Genomic DNA, 15177 nt, shown 5'->3' with positions numbered 1-15177 from the left:
TCTGAATAAATAGGGGTTTGGTCATTGTTAAAGTGGTCTTTAAAGGAATAATCTTATGAGCAAAGAAGCAAGTTCAGGGGTGAGTGCCGCTGAATTAGAATCGCTAGAAAACGGTTTTATGGGGCATCCAAAGCCGCTGCGTCCGCTATTTTTTACGGAGATGTGGGAGCGGTTTTCTTATTATAGTATTCGCCCGCTATTGGTGTTGTTTATGGTGGCGACGGTAGGCAGTGGTGGTTTTGGGTTTGATGAAGTCACCGCTTCTGCTATCTATGGTATCTTTGCTGGCTCATTATATTTGGCAGCCGTCCCTGGCGGCTGGCTGGCAGACAACTGGCTCGGACAAGAGCGCGCGCTGTGGTGGGGCAGTATCATTATTGCCCTTGGTCACTTATGTATCGCGCTTTCGGCGATGTTTGGTATGACGCTGTTTTTTGTCGGTTTGATTTGTATTGTTTTGGGCTCAGGGTTATTTAAGACCTGTATCTCGGTGATGGTCGGGGCGCTGTATACCAAAGGTGATGTACGCCGCGATAGTGGTTTTACCTTGTTTTATATGGGTATCAATATCGGCGCGTTATTGGCCGCGCTGATCGTTGGGATATTTAAAGAAAAGGGCATGTGGCATGTCGGCTTTGGGGTCGGTGGTTTGGGGATGCTCATCTCGCTACTTATCTATCGTTTTTCTGCCCAAAAAACATTGACCCATTATGCCAAAGCCAAAGGCATCAGTGCTGAGTGGGAGCGCTCTAACGACCGCTATCATAATGTCGGACGCTGGGTCGCAGGATTTGTGGCATTATTGGTGGCTGTGATTGTGCTGGTCGCCACCGGTATCATGCCGTTTGAGGCAAGCATGGTCGCAGAGTATATGACCTATATCATCGCTGCCGTGGTGATTGGCTATTTTGCCGTGATGTTTGTCTCACCGCGCCTTGATAAAACCGATAAGCTGCGTTTATTGATTTGCTTTATTTTGATTATCGGCTCGACGCTGTTTTGGTCAAGCTTTGAGCAGCAGCCGACCTCATTTAACTTATTTGCTGATCGCTATACCGACCTTAATGTCTTAGGGTTTGAGATACCAAGTATTTGGTTTCAGTCGCTAAACCCGCTGTTTATTTTATTACTCGCTCCTATTGTCAGTATTCTTTGGGTCAAGCTGGGTAATAGAGGTATCGAGCCAAACAGTATGGTCAAGTTTGCGCTTGGTATGTTGATTACTGCGGCAGGTTTTGGCTTGATGATTATTGCCTCAAAAAACATTTTGACCAATGAGACTGGCCTAGCATCCCCTTTATGGCTGGTCGGTAGCTTGTTGCTGTTGACGCTTGGTGAGCTGGCACTGAGTCCAGTAGGATTGTCATCGATGACCAAACTTGCGCCAAAAGGTATGCAAGGTCAGATGATGGGGCTGTTCTTTGCTTCTGTCGCCATGGGTAACTTGGTTGCCGCGTTTTTCGGTGGACATGTCTCAGCGGACAAGATTGAAGGGTTGCCAACGCTATTTACGACCATGACCGTCTTTTTGGTAGTGACGGCGGTTATCTTGTTGCTATTGGCCAAGCCCATCAGCACCATGCTCAAAAACAGCGAACAGGCTGATCATGTTAGCTAAACGACACCCAAAAAGTTAGCGGATGCGTTTGAGTAAATGGTCAGGATAGCCAAGTACTAATTTTGTGCATCAATAAATAGGCTGATGATGAGACGTGTTACCATGGTTGGTAGCACGTCTTATCGTTTTTATCCGTGACCAATCTTGCTCAAGCCATGACATATTTTTGTTCAAGCATTTTTTTATTCCAGCATTGAAAGCTTGTTATCTGCCCAAACATCTTAATAATATCTGGCTATTTATCACTTCTGCATGGTCAGTATTTGCATCAATGGCTATTGACCATTCAATACGATTCAATGCGCGCTTACTCATTTACCCGCGCCAATAAGACGACTATCCATAGTCGCCGCGTCGTCGTATTTTTTAATACAACCTCGCTTGCCCACTGTCTTCAAAACCAATAAGGAAAATTTTAATGAATAAACAACACATTCATGATCGTATTGCAAGTTTACGGGAGCGCATGGCCGCCCAAGATCTAACGGCCATCATCGTACCGTCAGCGGATCCGCATTTATCAGAGTATCTACCAGAGTATTGGCAGGCGCGTTTGTGGTTGTCAGGGTTTACAGGCTCTGTCGGTACTCTAGTGGTCACCGCCGATTTTGCGGGTCTGTGGACGGACAGCCGCTATTGGGTACATGCCGCCGCCCAGCTGGAGGGTACAGGTATCAGCTTAGAAAAACTGGCACCAGCTCAGCCAAACCATATCGATTGGTTGGCGACGCATTTAGCAGAAGGCGATAATGTGGCGGTCGATGGTAATGTGTTGTCTATCGCTGAGCAAGATAAATTACTAGACGCTTTTGATGCCAACGATATTACCTTAATTACTGAGCGTGATGTACTGACCGAGATATGGGCAGATCGTCCAGCGCTGCCATCAGCAAAGTTATATCAGCATGATGCACAGTTTGTGGCGCAGTCTGCGACCGACAAGCTTGCTGCGGTACGCTCAGGGATGCAGGAGGCTGGCGCGACTCATCATCTGCTTTCAAGCTTAGATGATATTGCATGGTTGACCAATCTGCGCGGCAGCGATGTCGATTATAATCCCGTGTTTTTGGCGCATATGCTCATCAGTGCAGACAGTGCGACATTATTTGTCGATAACAGCAAAGTCAGCAGCGATATCGCAAAAGCCTTAGAGGACAGCGGTATCGCGCTTGCTGATTATGATGCAGTACAAGACGCCTTGAGTGCGTTGACGCCAGAGGATTTATTGTTATTAGATCCAAGTAAAGTCGCAGTGGGTACGCTATCAAAGATGGCCGATGATGTGGGCTTTATCGAGCAAATCGCTCCCAGCACGTTACTCAAATCTGTCAAGTCTGACGCCGATATCGAGCATGTCCGTGAAGCCATGCGCCAAGATGGTGCGGCCTTGTGTGAGTTTTTTGCCACGTTTGAGCAGCGTTTAGCAAACGGCGAGCGTCTGAGTGAGCTGGACGTTGATAGTATGCTGATTGAGGTGCGTAGTCAGCAGCCACATTATGTATCGCCAAGCTTTCCAACGATTGCAGGCTTTAATGAAAACGGTGCATTGCCGCATTACCGTGCGACGCCAGAAAAATTCAGCTACCTTGATGTCGCTGAGGGTGAGGGTGGATTGTTGCTGATCGACTCAGGGGCGCAGTACCAAAACGGCACCACCGATATCACTCGCGTGGTCGGTATTGGCCAAGTCAGCGATGAACACAAACGCGACTTTACCACAGTACTAAAAGCCCATATTGCTTTAGCGCGTGCAAGCTTCCCTGATGGTATCGCCTCACCACTCATTGATGCGATCTGCCGTGCGCCATTGTGGCAAGCACAGATGGACTACGGTCATGGTACAGGGCATGGCGTCGGTTACTTCCTAAACGTCCATGAAGGCCCGCAAGTCATTGCTTATAGTGCCAGTACGCCAAAAGAGCGCGCCATGAAAGCAGGTATGATCTCCAGTAACGAGCCGGGTCTATACCGCGAAGGTAAATGGGGCATTCGTATCGAAAACTTGGTGGTCAACACCCCAGTTGCGAACCCTACCGAGAGTGAATTTGGTGAATTTTTACACTTCGAAACCGTCACTTATTGCCCAATTGATACCCGTTTGCTTGATAAATCATTGCTTAATCAAGTAGAGATCGAGTGGCTAAACGACTACCATCGTCAAGTTTATGCTGAGCTAAAAGATCGCGTTGCTGGTGCAGCGCTTGATTGGCTGACTGAGCGTACTCAATCGATTTAATCGAAAGCCTTAGGGCGTGTCTTTATTTCTGAAATGAGCACACGCTAGGGCGTGTCTTTATTTCTGAAATGAGCACACGCTAGGGCGTGTCTTCAATTCACTCGATAGTTATCTAAATGGGCTAAAAATGGCTAAATCTAGCCAAACGGTGTCAAATAGCTGGTCAATATCCCGATATTAACGGCGCTATTTTCCTTGTTTAACTGCAATTTATCTCATTTTTATCACCATTTTTTGAAATGAAGACACGCCCTAGTAGACGCCCAATAAATAAGCCCCGTAAATGTTTACGGGGCTTATTTGTTGAAATTATCAGCCGATATCTATAGTTTTTGGCTGTCTTTATTGGGCATATAACCAACATTCAATATCCAATACCCAAACCACTATAAAACCAAGCCAGTAACACGCTGGCATAGCCGTGCTCTTTTTATTGAGGGTTAACGATAGGCTGATCTAAAGCCTCTGTCTCACCCAATTGCTGTGCCACCTCAGCATGGAGCCATGATTTGAGGTTTTCTGATATCAGCATCATCTGTTCACTGAGATAGTCATCGATCTGCATCTCAAGCTCACGGATGAGCGCTAGATGCGCGGCGCTAGATGGCTCCTCTTTTAGTGTCAGCTTGATGGCTGTACTGGCCTTATCTTTGATGGCTTTGACCGCTTTGTTGACATTGGCATCATGGTTTTTATCATGAGTGGTTTGCTGATCAGCCGTTTGCGCTTCCTCACCGCTGCGTTCAGGGGCACGGACGGTCTGCGGCTGGCCGCTGGTGGTAGCGTCTTTATTACTTTGTGTTTTTGCTATGCCAGCTTGTGCTGTGTCAGTTTTACTATCGGTGTCAGGCGCGTCTGATTTGGTGCTTTGGTGGGGCTCTTGACGGGCGGCTGGATGGGTACTATTTTCTTTATCATCAGTTGCTGCTGGCTTATGCGGTGGTTGTTTTTGTGCGGCTTGTGCTTTTGAGGCTATTTCTTCTTGTCGCTTTGCGTCCTCTGCTGCTTTTATTTTTTCTTGTTTTGCTTTGGCATCCGCTTGCGCTTGCTTATCGGCGATGGCTTTTGCAATGGCCTGCTCGGCATCGTGGTTGTCGTAGAGCTCATCGACATGAGTGTCTAGATCAGGCGTGCTAAATACAAAGCTTTCAAACGGCGTCTGGGTCTGTAGCAGGGTGATGATGTCTTTTAGCTCTTGGGTGATGGCGGCGCGTACAGGCTCAGGAGCACACGTCCAGCGCTGATAAAACTGATGAGAAAATGAGTAGCTTGACATGGTATCTTCCATAAATGTACAAAAATTACCCCTTATCATACGCAAGTACGATAAGGGGCTGCAAGTGCACAAACGTAGCAAATCTGACACCAAAGTTACAACGCGCCGTATTAGACGGTCGTATTTAGGCGGTGATAGGCCAGCGGGCAAATATCAAAGAGCCATTGGTACCGCCAAAGCCAAAGCTGTTGGACACGGCATATTGTAAATTTTCCACTTTTCGGGATTGGTGCGCGACATAATCGAGGTTACAGTTGTCCTCGACATTGTCTAGGTTGATGGTGGGCGGTACATGCTGTTGCTGCAGCGCGCGAACGGTAAAGATGGCCTCAATACCTCCAGCTGCGCCCAGTAGATGCCCTGTCATTGATTTGGTTGAGCTGACCAAGATGCTGTCTTTGACAGGCGCAAAGACGGTTTCGATAGCGATGGACTCCGCGACATCGCCGGCGGGGGTGCTGGTGCCATGAGCATTGACATAGCCCACTGCGTCAGGCTCGATGCCCGCGTCATTGAGTGCGTTTTTCATTGCGCGAGCGGCACCGCTACCGTCTTCTGGGGGCGCGGTGATATGGCTGGCATCGTCGCTCATGCCAAAACCGACCAGCTCGGCCAATATCGTAGCGCCGCGCGTTTTGGCGTGGGCGAGGCTTTCGAGTACCACCACCCCTGCGCCATCGCCGAGCACAAAGCCATCACGGTCTTTATCAAATGGCCGTGAGGCTTTGGTTGGTTCGTCATTGCGTGTAGAGAGCGCATGCATCGCCCCAAACCCTGCCATGCCAAGTGGACTTGAGCCTTTTTCGCTACCTCCAGCGAGCATCACATCCGCATCGCCATAAGCGATCAAGCGTGCCGCGAGTCCCATCGCATGCGTGGCAGTGGTACACGCAGTCGAAGTGGCGAGGTTTGGGCCTTTTAGGGTATGTTTGATCGCAACCAATCCTGCGGCCATATTGACGATCGAGCCTGGAATAATAAAGGGCGATACTCTCCCAGCGCCTTTTTCGCGTAGGGTGTCGCGGCTGTTTTCGATGGTCTGAATACCACCGATGCCTGAGCCTAAGATGATACCAAATCGCTCAGCGTCGACGCCTTGTACCGGCGCATCGGCCGCGCTCACCTCATCGATGAACCCCGCATCCTTTAACGCCATGGCTGAGGCCGCCACACCATAATGCATAAACTCATCATAGCGGCGCGCATCTTTGGCGTTCATGTATTGTTTGGCATCGAAGTCTTTAATCACCCCAGCGATTTGCGCACGGTAATCAGTGGCATCAAAATGGCTGATAGGGGTAATACCACTCTCGCCATTGATGAGCTTGGCCCATGAGCTATCGACATCGAGGCCAAGTGGCGTGATAGCGCCCATACCCGTGACCACGACACGCATCTCATCTGGGCGCTGGTAATGCGGCGGCTTTTGGCGCGGTGTTTGCTGGGTAGTGCCAGCATTAGAAGGGGCGGCTTGCGTGTTCGGTGAACTGCTATGTTGGCTCATGCGATATATCCTGTACGTGCGATCCTAAAAAGAAGGTATTTTAACCGTCATTATAAAACACATAAGTGTACGTATGTAAACTAAAATTTGACCGACTAGGCAAAACATACCTGACCCAATACCACGCCCTTTTTGGCGCCTGTTACCGCAGGTAGATTGCCGGTTTCGCCCATCAAGGTTTGCCGCGCCAGCCAAGCAAAGGCAACGGCTTCGACCCAAGCTGGATGCAGTCCTAAGCTTGCGGTCGTGGTGACATGACAATGGGGCAGGTGTGCTTGTAGCCGCGTCATCAGGTAGTCATTTAGCGCGCCGCCGCCACAGACATACACCGCGCTGTTTTTATGAGACTGTACAAACAGATGAATCTGCGCGCCGGCGCTAATGGCGGTCAGCTCGGTTAAGGTCGCTTGTACATCAGCGGATGAGTAACGAATATGCGCCGATGCTTGATCAAACCTTTGTAGCTCCTCTTGTAGCCACTCTAGGTTGAACTCCTCACGCCCTGTGCTCTTAGGATAAGATCTGGCAAAAAACGGATGCTCTAGCAGCTGATTTAGGAGTGGCTCTATTACTTGGCCAGACTGAGCCCAAGCACCGCCTGCGTCATAGTCATTGTCGGTATGCAGCGCGGTCCACGCATCAAGTAATAAGTTGGCAGGGCCAGTGTCATAGCCAACGACATGGCTATGAGTATCAGGAGTATCACTATCAGTATAATCATTGGCAGCATGATCGTTGTCAGCATGATTACTGGCGGGCAAGACGGTAATATTGGCAATACCGCCTAAGTTTAATAACACGCGCGTACTATCAGGATCAGCAAATAATGCCTGATGAAACGCTGGCACCAAGGGCGCGCCTTGCCCGCCAACTGCCATATCACGGCGACGAAAGTCGCTGATCACACTGATGCCCGTACGCTCAGCGATGATATTGGCATCGACCAATTGCAGGCTAAAACCCATTTGTGGGCGATGGCGTACCGTCTGGCCATGACAGCCAATCGCCAATACCGACTCGCTATCGGTATTTGACTGCTGCAATAAATTATTGACCACCTCGCTGGCAAACTCGCCATAGGTTTTGCTTGCCCAGCCAAACCAGTCCAGCTCGCTATTTGGCTGGTTGTTTGGCTCACCAGCGCTCGGCGTCAATGCTTGAATACCATTAGGCTGACACAGAGCGAGCAGCACTTCGCGCAGGCGCGGCGGGAAGTCTTGGCTATAAGTGGCTAAAAGCTGCATCGGCTGCTCTTCATGACTCATGTCGGCGGCAAACTGACAAAGCACCGCGTCCATCCCATCCAAGCTGGTGCCAGACATCATGCCGATATATAGACCGTCATCAAAGCTTTCAAACACCGTTTGCTCTAACGCATCAGTGAGCGATGCATAATGGGCATTTTCGTCAGCTGCTAAAGGGTCAGCTGCTAAAATCTGATTACTTTCTGGATCATTCGTGGTCTGGACAGGGTTGGCCATGGCAATTTACCTTAAAAAACGCTAGTATATCCCTCAAATTCTAACATCTTTTACTGGCTACGAAACGCCAATCCCGTTTGCAAAAATAGAGTAGCAAGAAAAACAAGTGCAGGTACTAATATAGAGCAGATGCTATATCTAGTAGACTAAACGAATTTGACGCTGCTAATCGTATTTTGGCACTCGGGAGCATTCGCCCAAACGCGTTACCCTTTTAATAAAGACAATAAAGAGAGCATCATGACCACTCAAACCCACACTCTAGAAGAACAACTGGCCCTGATTCAGCGCGGTACGCAAGAAATCCTTTCAGAAGAGGACTTGGTTGCCAAGCTAAAACTGGGTCGTCCGCTGCGTATCAAAGCCGGTTTTGATCCTACCGCGCCTGACCTGCATTTGGGGCATACGGTATTGATTAATAAACTCAAGCATTTCCAAGACTTGGGTCATGAGATTTATTTTCTCATCGGGGATTATACCGCCAAGATTGGTGACCCCTCTGGTAAAAACACCACGCGTCCGCCGCTCAGTGATGAGCAAATCAAAATCAACGCCCAGACCTATGCTGAGCAAGTCTTTAAGATTTTGGATAAAGAAAAAACCAAGATTGTCTTTAACTCTGAGTGGTTTAACGACATGTCGGCGGGGGACATGATTCAGCTATCAAGCCAGTTGACAGTCTCGCGTATGCTAGAGCGTGATGATTTTTCCAAACGCTACGCGGCGCAAACGCCGATTGCCATCCATGAGTTTTTGTACCCATTGGTGCAAGGCTATGACTCAATCGCGCTCAAAGCCGACGTCGAGCTGGGCGGTACCGACCAAACCTTTAATATCCTAATGGGTCGCACCCTGCAAGGTCGCTATGGTCAAGAGCCGCAAGTGTGTATCACGGTGCCGATTTTAGAAGGGCTAGACGGCGTCAATAAAATGTCAAAATCTCTTGGCAACTACGTCGGTATCTATGATGCCCCAGGTACCATGTACCAAAAACTGCTGTCGATGCCAGATACCTTAATCCGCCGCTACTTTGAGTTTTTAAGCTTTAAGCCGATGGAAGAAGTCGAAGCATTGATGACAGAGATGGAAAACGGTCGCAATCCACAAGAGATCAAACGTATCCTTGCTGAAGAGCTGATCGAGCGCTTCCATGATGCCGACGCTGCTGCTAATGCGCACAAGTCAGCGGGCAACGTACTTGCTGATGGCGAGCTGCCAGTTGACCTGCCAGAGGTGACGTTGGAGTTAGAAGGCGCGGATGCGTTATTTATCACGCAAATATTGAACCAAGCAGCCCTTGCCAAAAACAACTCAGCAGCCAAAGACATGGTCAAACGCGGCGCAGTAAAAGTAGATGGCGAAGTGGTCGATGCAGGCTTTAGCTTAACCTCAGGTCAGACAGTGGTTATCCAAGCGGGCAAAAAAGCCTATGCAAAAGTGACGGTGGCCTAATATAGTAGATTCAATTTAAAAATGTTATAGCGCTACTGGTATAAATTTTCCTTGCGTGCTGTATACACAGAGGCTGCGCAACATTCATCCCAGTAGCGCTTTGGAAATTATGACAGTTTTGTTTTCAACTGACTATAAGTGGCTGGAAACAAGTCACTGAAAACAAGGCACTGGGATAAACTATTGATATTTAAAACAAGGTCGACATGATGGTCGGCCTTATTTTTTTGTTAAGATAGTTTGGCGACATACTAGGACATGCAGATGACAGACAATAAAATCCCTCAAGGCATCTACCGTCATTATAAAGGCAATCTCTACCAAGTCTTGCATACGGCGCAGCATTCAGAAACCGAAGAGCTACTAGTGATTTATCGTTGTCTGTACGGTGAGTATGGCGTGTGGGTACGACCATTAGCGATGTTTACTGAAACTGTTGAAGTTGATGGTAAGGAAGTAGCTAGATTTGAGCTGATGAAAGCGTTAGCTGATTAGTTCGAAATAGAAAGGCTGAATAGAAGCTCTTGAGTAGAAGCTTAAGAGACGCTGTCGTGGGCTGGGTTTTTGACCCAGATTTTTACCATATCGCCTATAGCTCATTTTCCAAAAATCCCTTCAATGCTTTATAAAAGCCAATCGGCTCATCCATCGGTACCGCATGACCAGAGTGCGGCAATATGATTTCTGTGGCGTTGGGTAGCATCTGCGTCACCTGCTGCTGCCACTTAGCGTCATAGAGCTGTGAGCGACCGCCGATTAAGTTCACGACTGGAATGGTGACTTTTTCTATCACCGCCCGAAAATCGTACTCCAGATTTAAGTATGCTTGCAAACAGCACATCTTATGCTGCCAAATGCGGTGATCATAGAGAGCAAGCTTAGGATCGTTCTTATAAGTCATCGCTTGTATAAACGCTTTTGAGCGTCTGCGGTTGACGGATAGTAAGGAAAACTGTCGCTCGACATCAGTGACGCGGCGCTTGAGCGCAAAGGGCAGGTGGGTAAAACTCTCGAGCTGAATATACGGCAGCGTCATATTCACCACCTCATGAAAGACTGCAAACACCTCGCGCTGCCGCGTACCAAACAAACCGCCTTGCCAGTCAGGCTGGTTATGAATCGCAGGGCTTTGGTCGATGTTTAAATAACGACTGACTCTTGCGCTGCCATAACGCGAAAAATACGCCCACATCACTTGTGCACCCATCGAGATGGCGGCGACGGGCAATGCGTCTATGTTGCGTGCCAAACAAATTTGCTCAATGACGACATGGAGATCATCGGCGTATTGCCGCAAAAAATCAAACTCACTCAGCTCGATATCCTTTGCGGCACCAAACCCGCGTAAATGTGGCAGATAAAACGTATAGTGACCGAGCAAAGGCAGGATAAATGGCAAAAACTCACGTGCATCCATCCCGTACGCATGGAGCAGGAGCACCGGCTTGCCGTGGCCGATAACTGACATGGGTAGCAGCGTGCCTTTTGCCACCTCGATGTTTTTTGTATGCAGCTGATACTGATTGAACAAAGCAGGGCGCGGCACAGCAAATAGGTTGGTTTTCATCAGGTATGATACCTTGTTGCAGAGCAGGGCATCGCGCTGACGCAAACGTTTTGCCACTGATAAAACCCTGCTATATTAAAACAATTAAACTGACCATAGCATAAAAAATGCCTAGCGGTAATAGCGGCGAGCAGGTTAAGGGATGAGCGGCCGATCAATGATTATCAATGACATAAAGGGAGAGTGTGTGAGCAAATCGACGTTAGCCTTGCTTGATAGTAGTTTGTATCCACAGCGCTGGCAGCAGCAAACTTTTGCGACCCCGCAGGCGCTACTAGTTGCGATGCTAAGCGCAGAGAGCAGGCCTGATGCTCGGGATTTTACTCAACAGTTATTAGCCAATGAGGTGTATCAGGACTGGATTAATAGCAGTGTGTTTGGCCGCTATTTGCATCGGAACTTTACCGCTTTTTATCGGCAAAACGAGGACAGCTTTAATACCGATATGCCCGCATTATTTCGCCGTGAGCTGACGCGGCATGCGCAGTATTTACCGCTGGGGCAAGTGCTGTTTTTTGCAGGTGATATGCCAAAGCGGGTACGACAAACCAAGTTGCTAACCACCACGGTCAATCCTGCGACTGCTATCATCGATGCGCAGCCAAGTAGCCGTGCTGAGCAACCTGCACAGACGGTAGTCAATCAGCTAACTATAGTAGGCAAGCAAGTTATGGGCTTTCCGATACGCCATAATAAGCGTACCAGCGAGCGCACCCGTAATGAAGTGCTCATACTGGATTTTAGAGATTTGCGCTTGGTGAATGAAGAGGTAATCGAGACAAGCGAGATAAAAAAAAGCAATATAGCCGAGACTATATTGCTTCGTTATTATGAATTACGCTAACTACAATAATTACGGCTATTTTGACATCGCTTGAGCTTGCAGGCTTACTTTTTATAGTTAGTCTTTTATAGTCAGTCTTTAGCAATCGTCAAACCATTATAAGTTTGCGCCACTGGCATCACTTCCAAGCGATTGACATTGATATGGGCGGGCGATCCAATTAACCACAATAAAATATCGCCGATATCCTCACCGGTCATGGTTTTAAAGCCGTCATAGACTTTGGCCGCTTTCTTATCATCGCCATGATAGCGCACGTTCGAAAACTCAGTGCCCGCGACATTACCTGGTTCAAGATTGGTGACGCGCACCTGCGTACCGACTAAGTCCGCGCGCAGATTTAAGCTAAACTGTTTGACAAAGGCTTTGGTCGCGCCATAGACATTACCGCCAAAATATGGCCAACTGCCAGCGATAGAGCCGACATTGATGACATAACCGCTGTCGCGTGCCACCATCGCAGGTAGTACAGCGTGGGTCAGCGCCACCAGACCTTTGATATTGGTATCGAGCATACGCATCCAGTCATTGAGATCTGCCTCATGGGCAGGCTCAGTGCCGAGCGCTAGCCCAGCGTTATTTACCAAAACATCGATGTGCTGAAAGCCAGCCGGCAAGTCAGCAATGATTTGCGGGATAGACGCTGTATCACTGACATCCATGACCACCGGCAAAAACGCCTCGCCCAATGTAGCTGCCAGTGCATCAAGCTTATCGCGGCGTCTGGCACAACCGATCACTTGGTGACCGCCTGCGACCAAACGCTCTGCCAGCGCCTTACCAAACCCTGCACTTGCTCCTGTGATCAATACGTTCATGTTATGTCCTTATAAGTGATATCGTATGTGGCTTTTGTGATATGAATGGTGCGCTGTTTTGTGGCAGCTTGCGCTTATCTATTAAATAGCTGTTTACCAAAGATTTTATCGCCAGCATCGCCAAGACCTGGGATGATATAGCCGTGCTCATCTAAATGGCTGTCTAGCGCCGCTGTAAAGATGGTCACATCAGGATGTGCTTCGTTGACCAAACGCACCCCTTCAGGAGCCGCTACCAATACCAACGCCTTGATATTGGTACAGCCGTTTTTCTTTAGCATCTCAATGGTTGCGACCATCGAACCGCCTGTGGCTAGCATTGGATCAATGATTAGGGCAGGGCGCTTGTCCATGTGGCTGACGAACTTTTCAAAGAAAGGCACAGGCTGCAGAGTCTCTTCGTCACGTTGTAGACCGACGACCGAGATTTTAGCGGTTGGAATCAGGTCGAGTACACCATCTAGCATGCCAATGCCGGCACGTAAGATAGGTACGATGGTTGCCGTCTTACCGATGATTTGCTCACCTGTGATTTCACCACACCAGCCTTCCATTGGGAAGGTCTCAATTTCAAAATCACGGCTTGCTTCGTACGCCATCAAGCGCGCAAGCTCTTTGGTTAATGTACGAAATTTATAAGTGCTACAGTCTTTTTCGCGCATTAGGCTGAGTTTATGACGGACTAGCGGATGATCGATTACAGTAATTTTTAAGTCACTCATAAGTACTCTCTTGGTTTTGGCTTGGTTTTGGGTCTGATGCTTGCGCAGTCGCTGCGGTTGCCATTAGTATAAAAGATACAAACACTTACCACACGTTACCCCGCCTTTAGCGCATCCACAGTAAGCTTAGCCTGCCTAACAACCGCGCCTAGAGCTTTTATCTCTTGACAGCACGATTCTCTTTGACTACATAAATGGCGACATATATAGAGTTATCACAACATGCTTACCGCGCAAAATATTATCAACAAAGTTGAATTGTTATGGTAAGCGGCCACGTATTGAGCGCATCAATGAGGATGCTATGTTGTATTAAATCGACTATGTTTTACTATTATGGATGACTATATGACGTCAGGGTCGGTGAAGTAGTGTTTAGGCCTGCTATGATACCAAAAAAACCGCTTTTTTGATGAAGAATCTTATGACCAATCAACCAACTAGCAACCAGCACCCCATGTCTCATACAGAAATCGACGCAGCATTGTCAAAAGACGATGCTTTAGAAGTAGAAACCCATCCGTTTGCCCCAGTACTGCCTGCAAATGCCAATGTAATGATGATGGGCACGTTTCCACCGACCGCTGATAAATGGGCAATGCGTTTTCACTATCCAAACTTTTATAATGATATGTGGCGTATTTATGGCGGCGTGTTTTTTGACGATATTGATTACTTTAGAGTAGAGGGCGAAAAGCGTTTTGATCCTGAGCGTATTCGTGACTTTATGTTTGATCGCGGTATTGCCTCGTGCCCGACGGTGAAGCAAGCCATTCGTGAGACCGGAAATGCGTCGGACAAACACCTAACCGTCGTTACCCCAGTGGATTTAGATAATATCTTGCTGCAAGTACCAAAGGTTAAGACGCTCTTTACCACTGGCGGCAAAGCAACTGAGGTCTTGCTAAGCCTACTAGTGGAGCCACCCGCCAAATCCAAGCATCCGAAGACCAATCAAAGCATGCAGTATCCTTATCATTGGCAGCATCATGACAAAGACCCTGCCGTCAAAGAGCTGACCTTATATCGTCTGCCCTCCACCTCACGCGCTTATCCTTTGGCGCTAGACAAAAAAATCGCCGCCTATAAAGCTTTTTTTGAAAAAATGGGCAAGCTATAAAGGATGCATAAAGAAGCATAGATAGAATAACGTCGTCTGAGAACCAAGAGGGCTAAACGCTAAAGCAGAGTAATTGAGATTAAAGTAGAGAAATTGAGATTAGCGGTAAATTATTTCCCCTGTTAACTGTTTGATATATATCAAGTATCAATCATCATGCCAAATAATCTCTTAATTAATAAGTCTGGCCCCTTGACCCCCACCCAAATACGCGTATAATGCCACCCAGTCGAAAGGGAAGGCGGATCAGAAAGTGGTTTTCCACTGACTAACACATTAATAGCGCAGCTATTAAGTAATTATCTAGCCTACTAAATTAATTTAAAATAAGATAATTTATCTCTTGACAACTTATTTAAAACGTCTATAATACGCACCTCATCAGGACGAGCCAAGCATTACTAGGGTAAATTACATAGTAACAACGCAGCGAACCTTGAGAAACAAATTAAATAAAAAAGCTTGACAAACCAAATCGTTATGATATGATAGTCGGCTCGCTAATAACGATAAGCACATTGCTTGGTTATTAGATATAT

At 47.8% G+C, this 15177-nt stretch carries 12 protein-coding genes; 6 read left to right on the top strand and 6 right to left on the bottom strand.

The genetic code is table 11. The features are described 5' to 3' along the window. Positions 1 to 55 precede the first annotated feature (55 nt). Both CAP50_RS11655 and CAP50_RS11650 read left to right on the top strand, forming a co-directional pair. Complete coding sequence (locus tag CAP50_RS11655) at positions 56 to 1618, top strand: peptide MFS transporter (RefSeq protein ID WP_075101958.1); 1563 nt, start codon at positions 56 to 58, stop codon at positions 1616 to 1618. A 418-nt stretch (positions 1619 to 2036) separates the two neighbouring features. After that, positions 2037 to 3854 carry an aminopeptidase P family protein gene (locus tag CAP50_RS11650; protein ID WP_075101959.1) on the top strand — a complete coding sequence of 606 codons (1818 nt, stop codon included), beginning with the start codon at positions 2037 to 2039 and terminating at the stop codon, positions 3852 to 3854. Between the two features lie 430 nt (positions 3855 to 4284). On the opposite strand, the gene CAP50_RS11645 is transcribed toward CAP50_RS11650, so the two are convergent. From CAP50_RS11645 to CAP50_RS11635, 3 genes are all read right to left on the bottom strand, one after another. Continuing rightward, on the bottom strand, positions 4285 to 5130 hold the full coding sequence (locus CAP50_RS11645; RefSeq protein WP_241900766.1) for a hypothetical protein: 846 nt from the start codon (positions 5128 to 5130) through the stop codon (positions 4285 to 4287). Between the two features lie 124 nt (positions 5131 to 5254). Further along, positions 5255 to 6526, bottom strand: a complete 1272-nt coding sequence (fabF, locus tag CAP50_RS11640) for a beta-ketoacyl-ACP synthase II (RefSeq protein ID WP_075101975.1) — start codon at positions 6524 to 6526, stop codon at positions 5255 to 5257. A gap of 203 nt (positions 6527 to 6729) precedes the next feature. Then, complete coding sequence (locus CAP50_RS11635; RefSeq protein WP_075101961.1) at positions 6730 to 8115, bottom strand: anhydro-N-acetylmuramic acid kinase; 1386 nt, start codon at positions 8113 to 8115, stop codon at positions 6730 to 6732. 240 nt (positions 8116 to 8355) lie between these two features. Here CAP50_RS11635 and tyrS point away from each other — a divergent pair, with 240 nt between their 5' ends. Next, on the top strand, positions 8356 to 9567 hold the full coding sequence (gene tyrS, locus CAP50_RS11630; RefSeq protein WP_075101962.1) for a tyrosine--tRNA ligase: 1212 nt from the start codon (positions 8356 to 8358) through the stop codon (positions 9565 to 9567). Between the two features lie 264 nt (positions 9568 to 9831). Beyond that, positions 9832 to 10062: a DUF1653 domain-containing protein gene (locus CAP50_RS11625; RefSeq protein WP_075101963.1), complete on the top strand. Its 231-nt coding sequence runs from the start codon at positions 9832 to 9834 to the stop codon at positions 10060 to 10062. A 94-nt stretch (positions 10063 to 10156) separates the two neighbouring features. Here the strand turns inward: CAP50_RS11625 and CAP50_RS11620 are convergent, their stop codons facing one another. Continuing rightward, entirely contained in the window at positions 10157 to 11134 is a 978-nt protein-coding gene (locus tag CAP50_RS11620) for an alpha/beta fold hydrolase (RefSeq protein WP_075101964.1), read from the bottom strand. Positions 11135 to 11321: 187 nt separating this feature from the next. Here CAP50_RS11620 and CAP50_RS11615 point away from each other — a divergent pair, with 187 nt between their 5' ends. Then, positions 11322 to 11978 carry a hypothetical protein gene (locus tag CAP50_RS11615; protein WP_075101976.1) on the top strand — a complete coding sequence of 219 codons (657 nt, stop codon included), beginning with the start codon at positions 11322 to 11324 and terminating at the stop codon, positions 11976 to 11978. 71 nt (positions 11979 to 12049) lie between these two features. Here CAP50_RS11615 and CAP50_RS11610 read toward each other — a convergent pair whose 3' ends face one another. Then, on the bottom strand, positions 12050 to 12796 hold the full coding sequence (locus tag CAP50_RS11610) for an SDR family NAD(P)-dependent oxidoreductase (protein WP_075101965.1): 747 nt from the start codon (positions 12794 to 12796) through the stop codon (positions 12050 to 12052). Positions 12797 to 12870: 74 nt separating this feature from the next. After that, complete coding sequence (gene upp / locus CAP50_RS11605) at positions 12871 to 13518, bottom strand: uracil phosphoribosyltransferase (RefSeq protein ID WP_075101966.1); 648 nt, start codon at positions 13516 to 13518, stop codon at positions 12871 to 12873. A gap of 457 nt (positions 13519 to 13975) precedes the next feature. On the opposite strand from upp, the gene CAP50_RS11600 reads away from it, so the two are divergent. Then, the gene (locus CAP50_RS11600; protein ID WP_075101977.1) at positions 13976 to 14638 is read left to right on the top strand and encodes a DNA glycosylase; all 663 of its coding nucleotides are present in this window, start codon (positions 13976 to 13978) and stop codon (positions 14636 to 14638) included. The last annotated feature ends 539 nt before the right edge of the window (positions 14639 to 15177 follow it).

The sequence above is a fragment of the Psychrobacter sp. L7 genome, from assembly GCF_002810365.1.
In the GTDB taxonomy this organism is placed as follows: domain Bacteria; phylum Pseudomonadota; class Gammaproteobacteria; order Pseudomonadales; family Moraxellaceae; genus Psychrobacter; species Psychrobacter celer.
The sequence above is the reverse complement of the archived record's forward strand: the minus strand, read 5'-3'. Positions and strand labels throughout refer to the sequence as shown.

What these genes read in the sequence shown, in the direction of transcription:
- CAP50_RS11625 (WP_075101963.1), top strand. Translation starts at nt 9,832, where the DNA reads ATGACAGACAATAAAATCCCTCAAGGCATCTACCGTCATTATAAAGGC.
- CAP50_RS11610 (WP_075101965.1), bottom strand. Translation starts at nt 12,796, where the DNA reads ATGAACGTATTGATCACAGGAGCAAGTGCAGGGTTTGGTAAGGCGCTG.
- CAP50_RS11620 (WP_075101964.1), bottom strand. Translation starts at nt 11,134, where the DNA reads ATGAAAACCAACCTATTTGCTGTGCCGCGCCCTGCTTTGTTCAATCAG.
- upp (WP_075101966.1), bottom strand. Translation starts at nt 13,518, where the DNA reads ATGAGTGACTTAAAAATTACTGTAATCGATCATCCGCTAGTCCGTCAT.
- CAP50_RS11650 (WP_075101959.1), top strand. Translation starts at nt 2,037, where the DNA reads ATGAATAAACAACACATTCATGATCGTATTGCAAGTTTACGGGAGCGC.
- CAP50_RS11600 (WP_075101977.1), top strand. Translation starts at nt 13,976, where the DNA reads ATGTCTCATACAGAAATCGACGCAGCATTGTCAAAAGACGATGCTTTA.
- CAP50_RS11635 (WP_075101961.1), bottom strand. Translation starts at nt 8,115, where the DNA reads ATGGCCAACCCTGTCCAGACCACGAATGATCCAGAAAGTAATCAGATT.
- CAP50_RS11655 (WP_075101958.1), top strand. Translation starts at nt 56, where the DNA reads ATGAGCAAAGAAGCAAGTTCAGGGGTGAGTGCCGCTGAATTAGAATCG.
- CAP50_RS11645 (WP_241900766.1), bottom strand. Translation starts at nt 5,130, where the DNA reads ATGTCAAGCTACTCATTTTCTCATCAGTTTTATCAGCGCTGGACGTGT.
- tyrS (WP_075101962.1), top strand. Translation starts at nt 8,356, where the DNA reads ATGACCACTCAAACCCACACTCTAGAAGAACAACTGGCCCTGATTCAG.
- fabF (WP_075101975.1), bottom strand. Translation starts at nt 6,526, where the DNA reads ATGCGTGTCGTGGTCACGGGTATGGGCGCTATCACGCCACTTGGCCTC.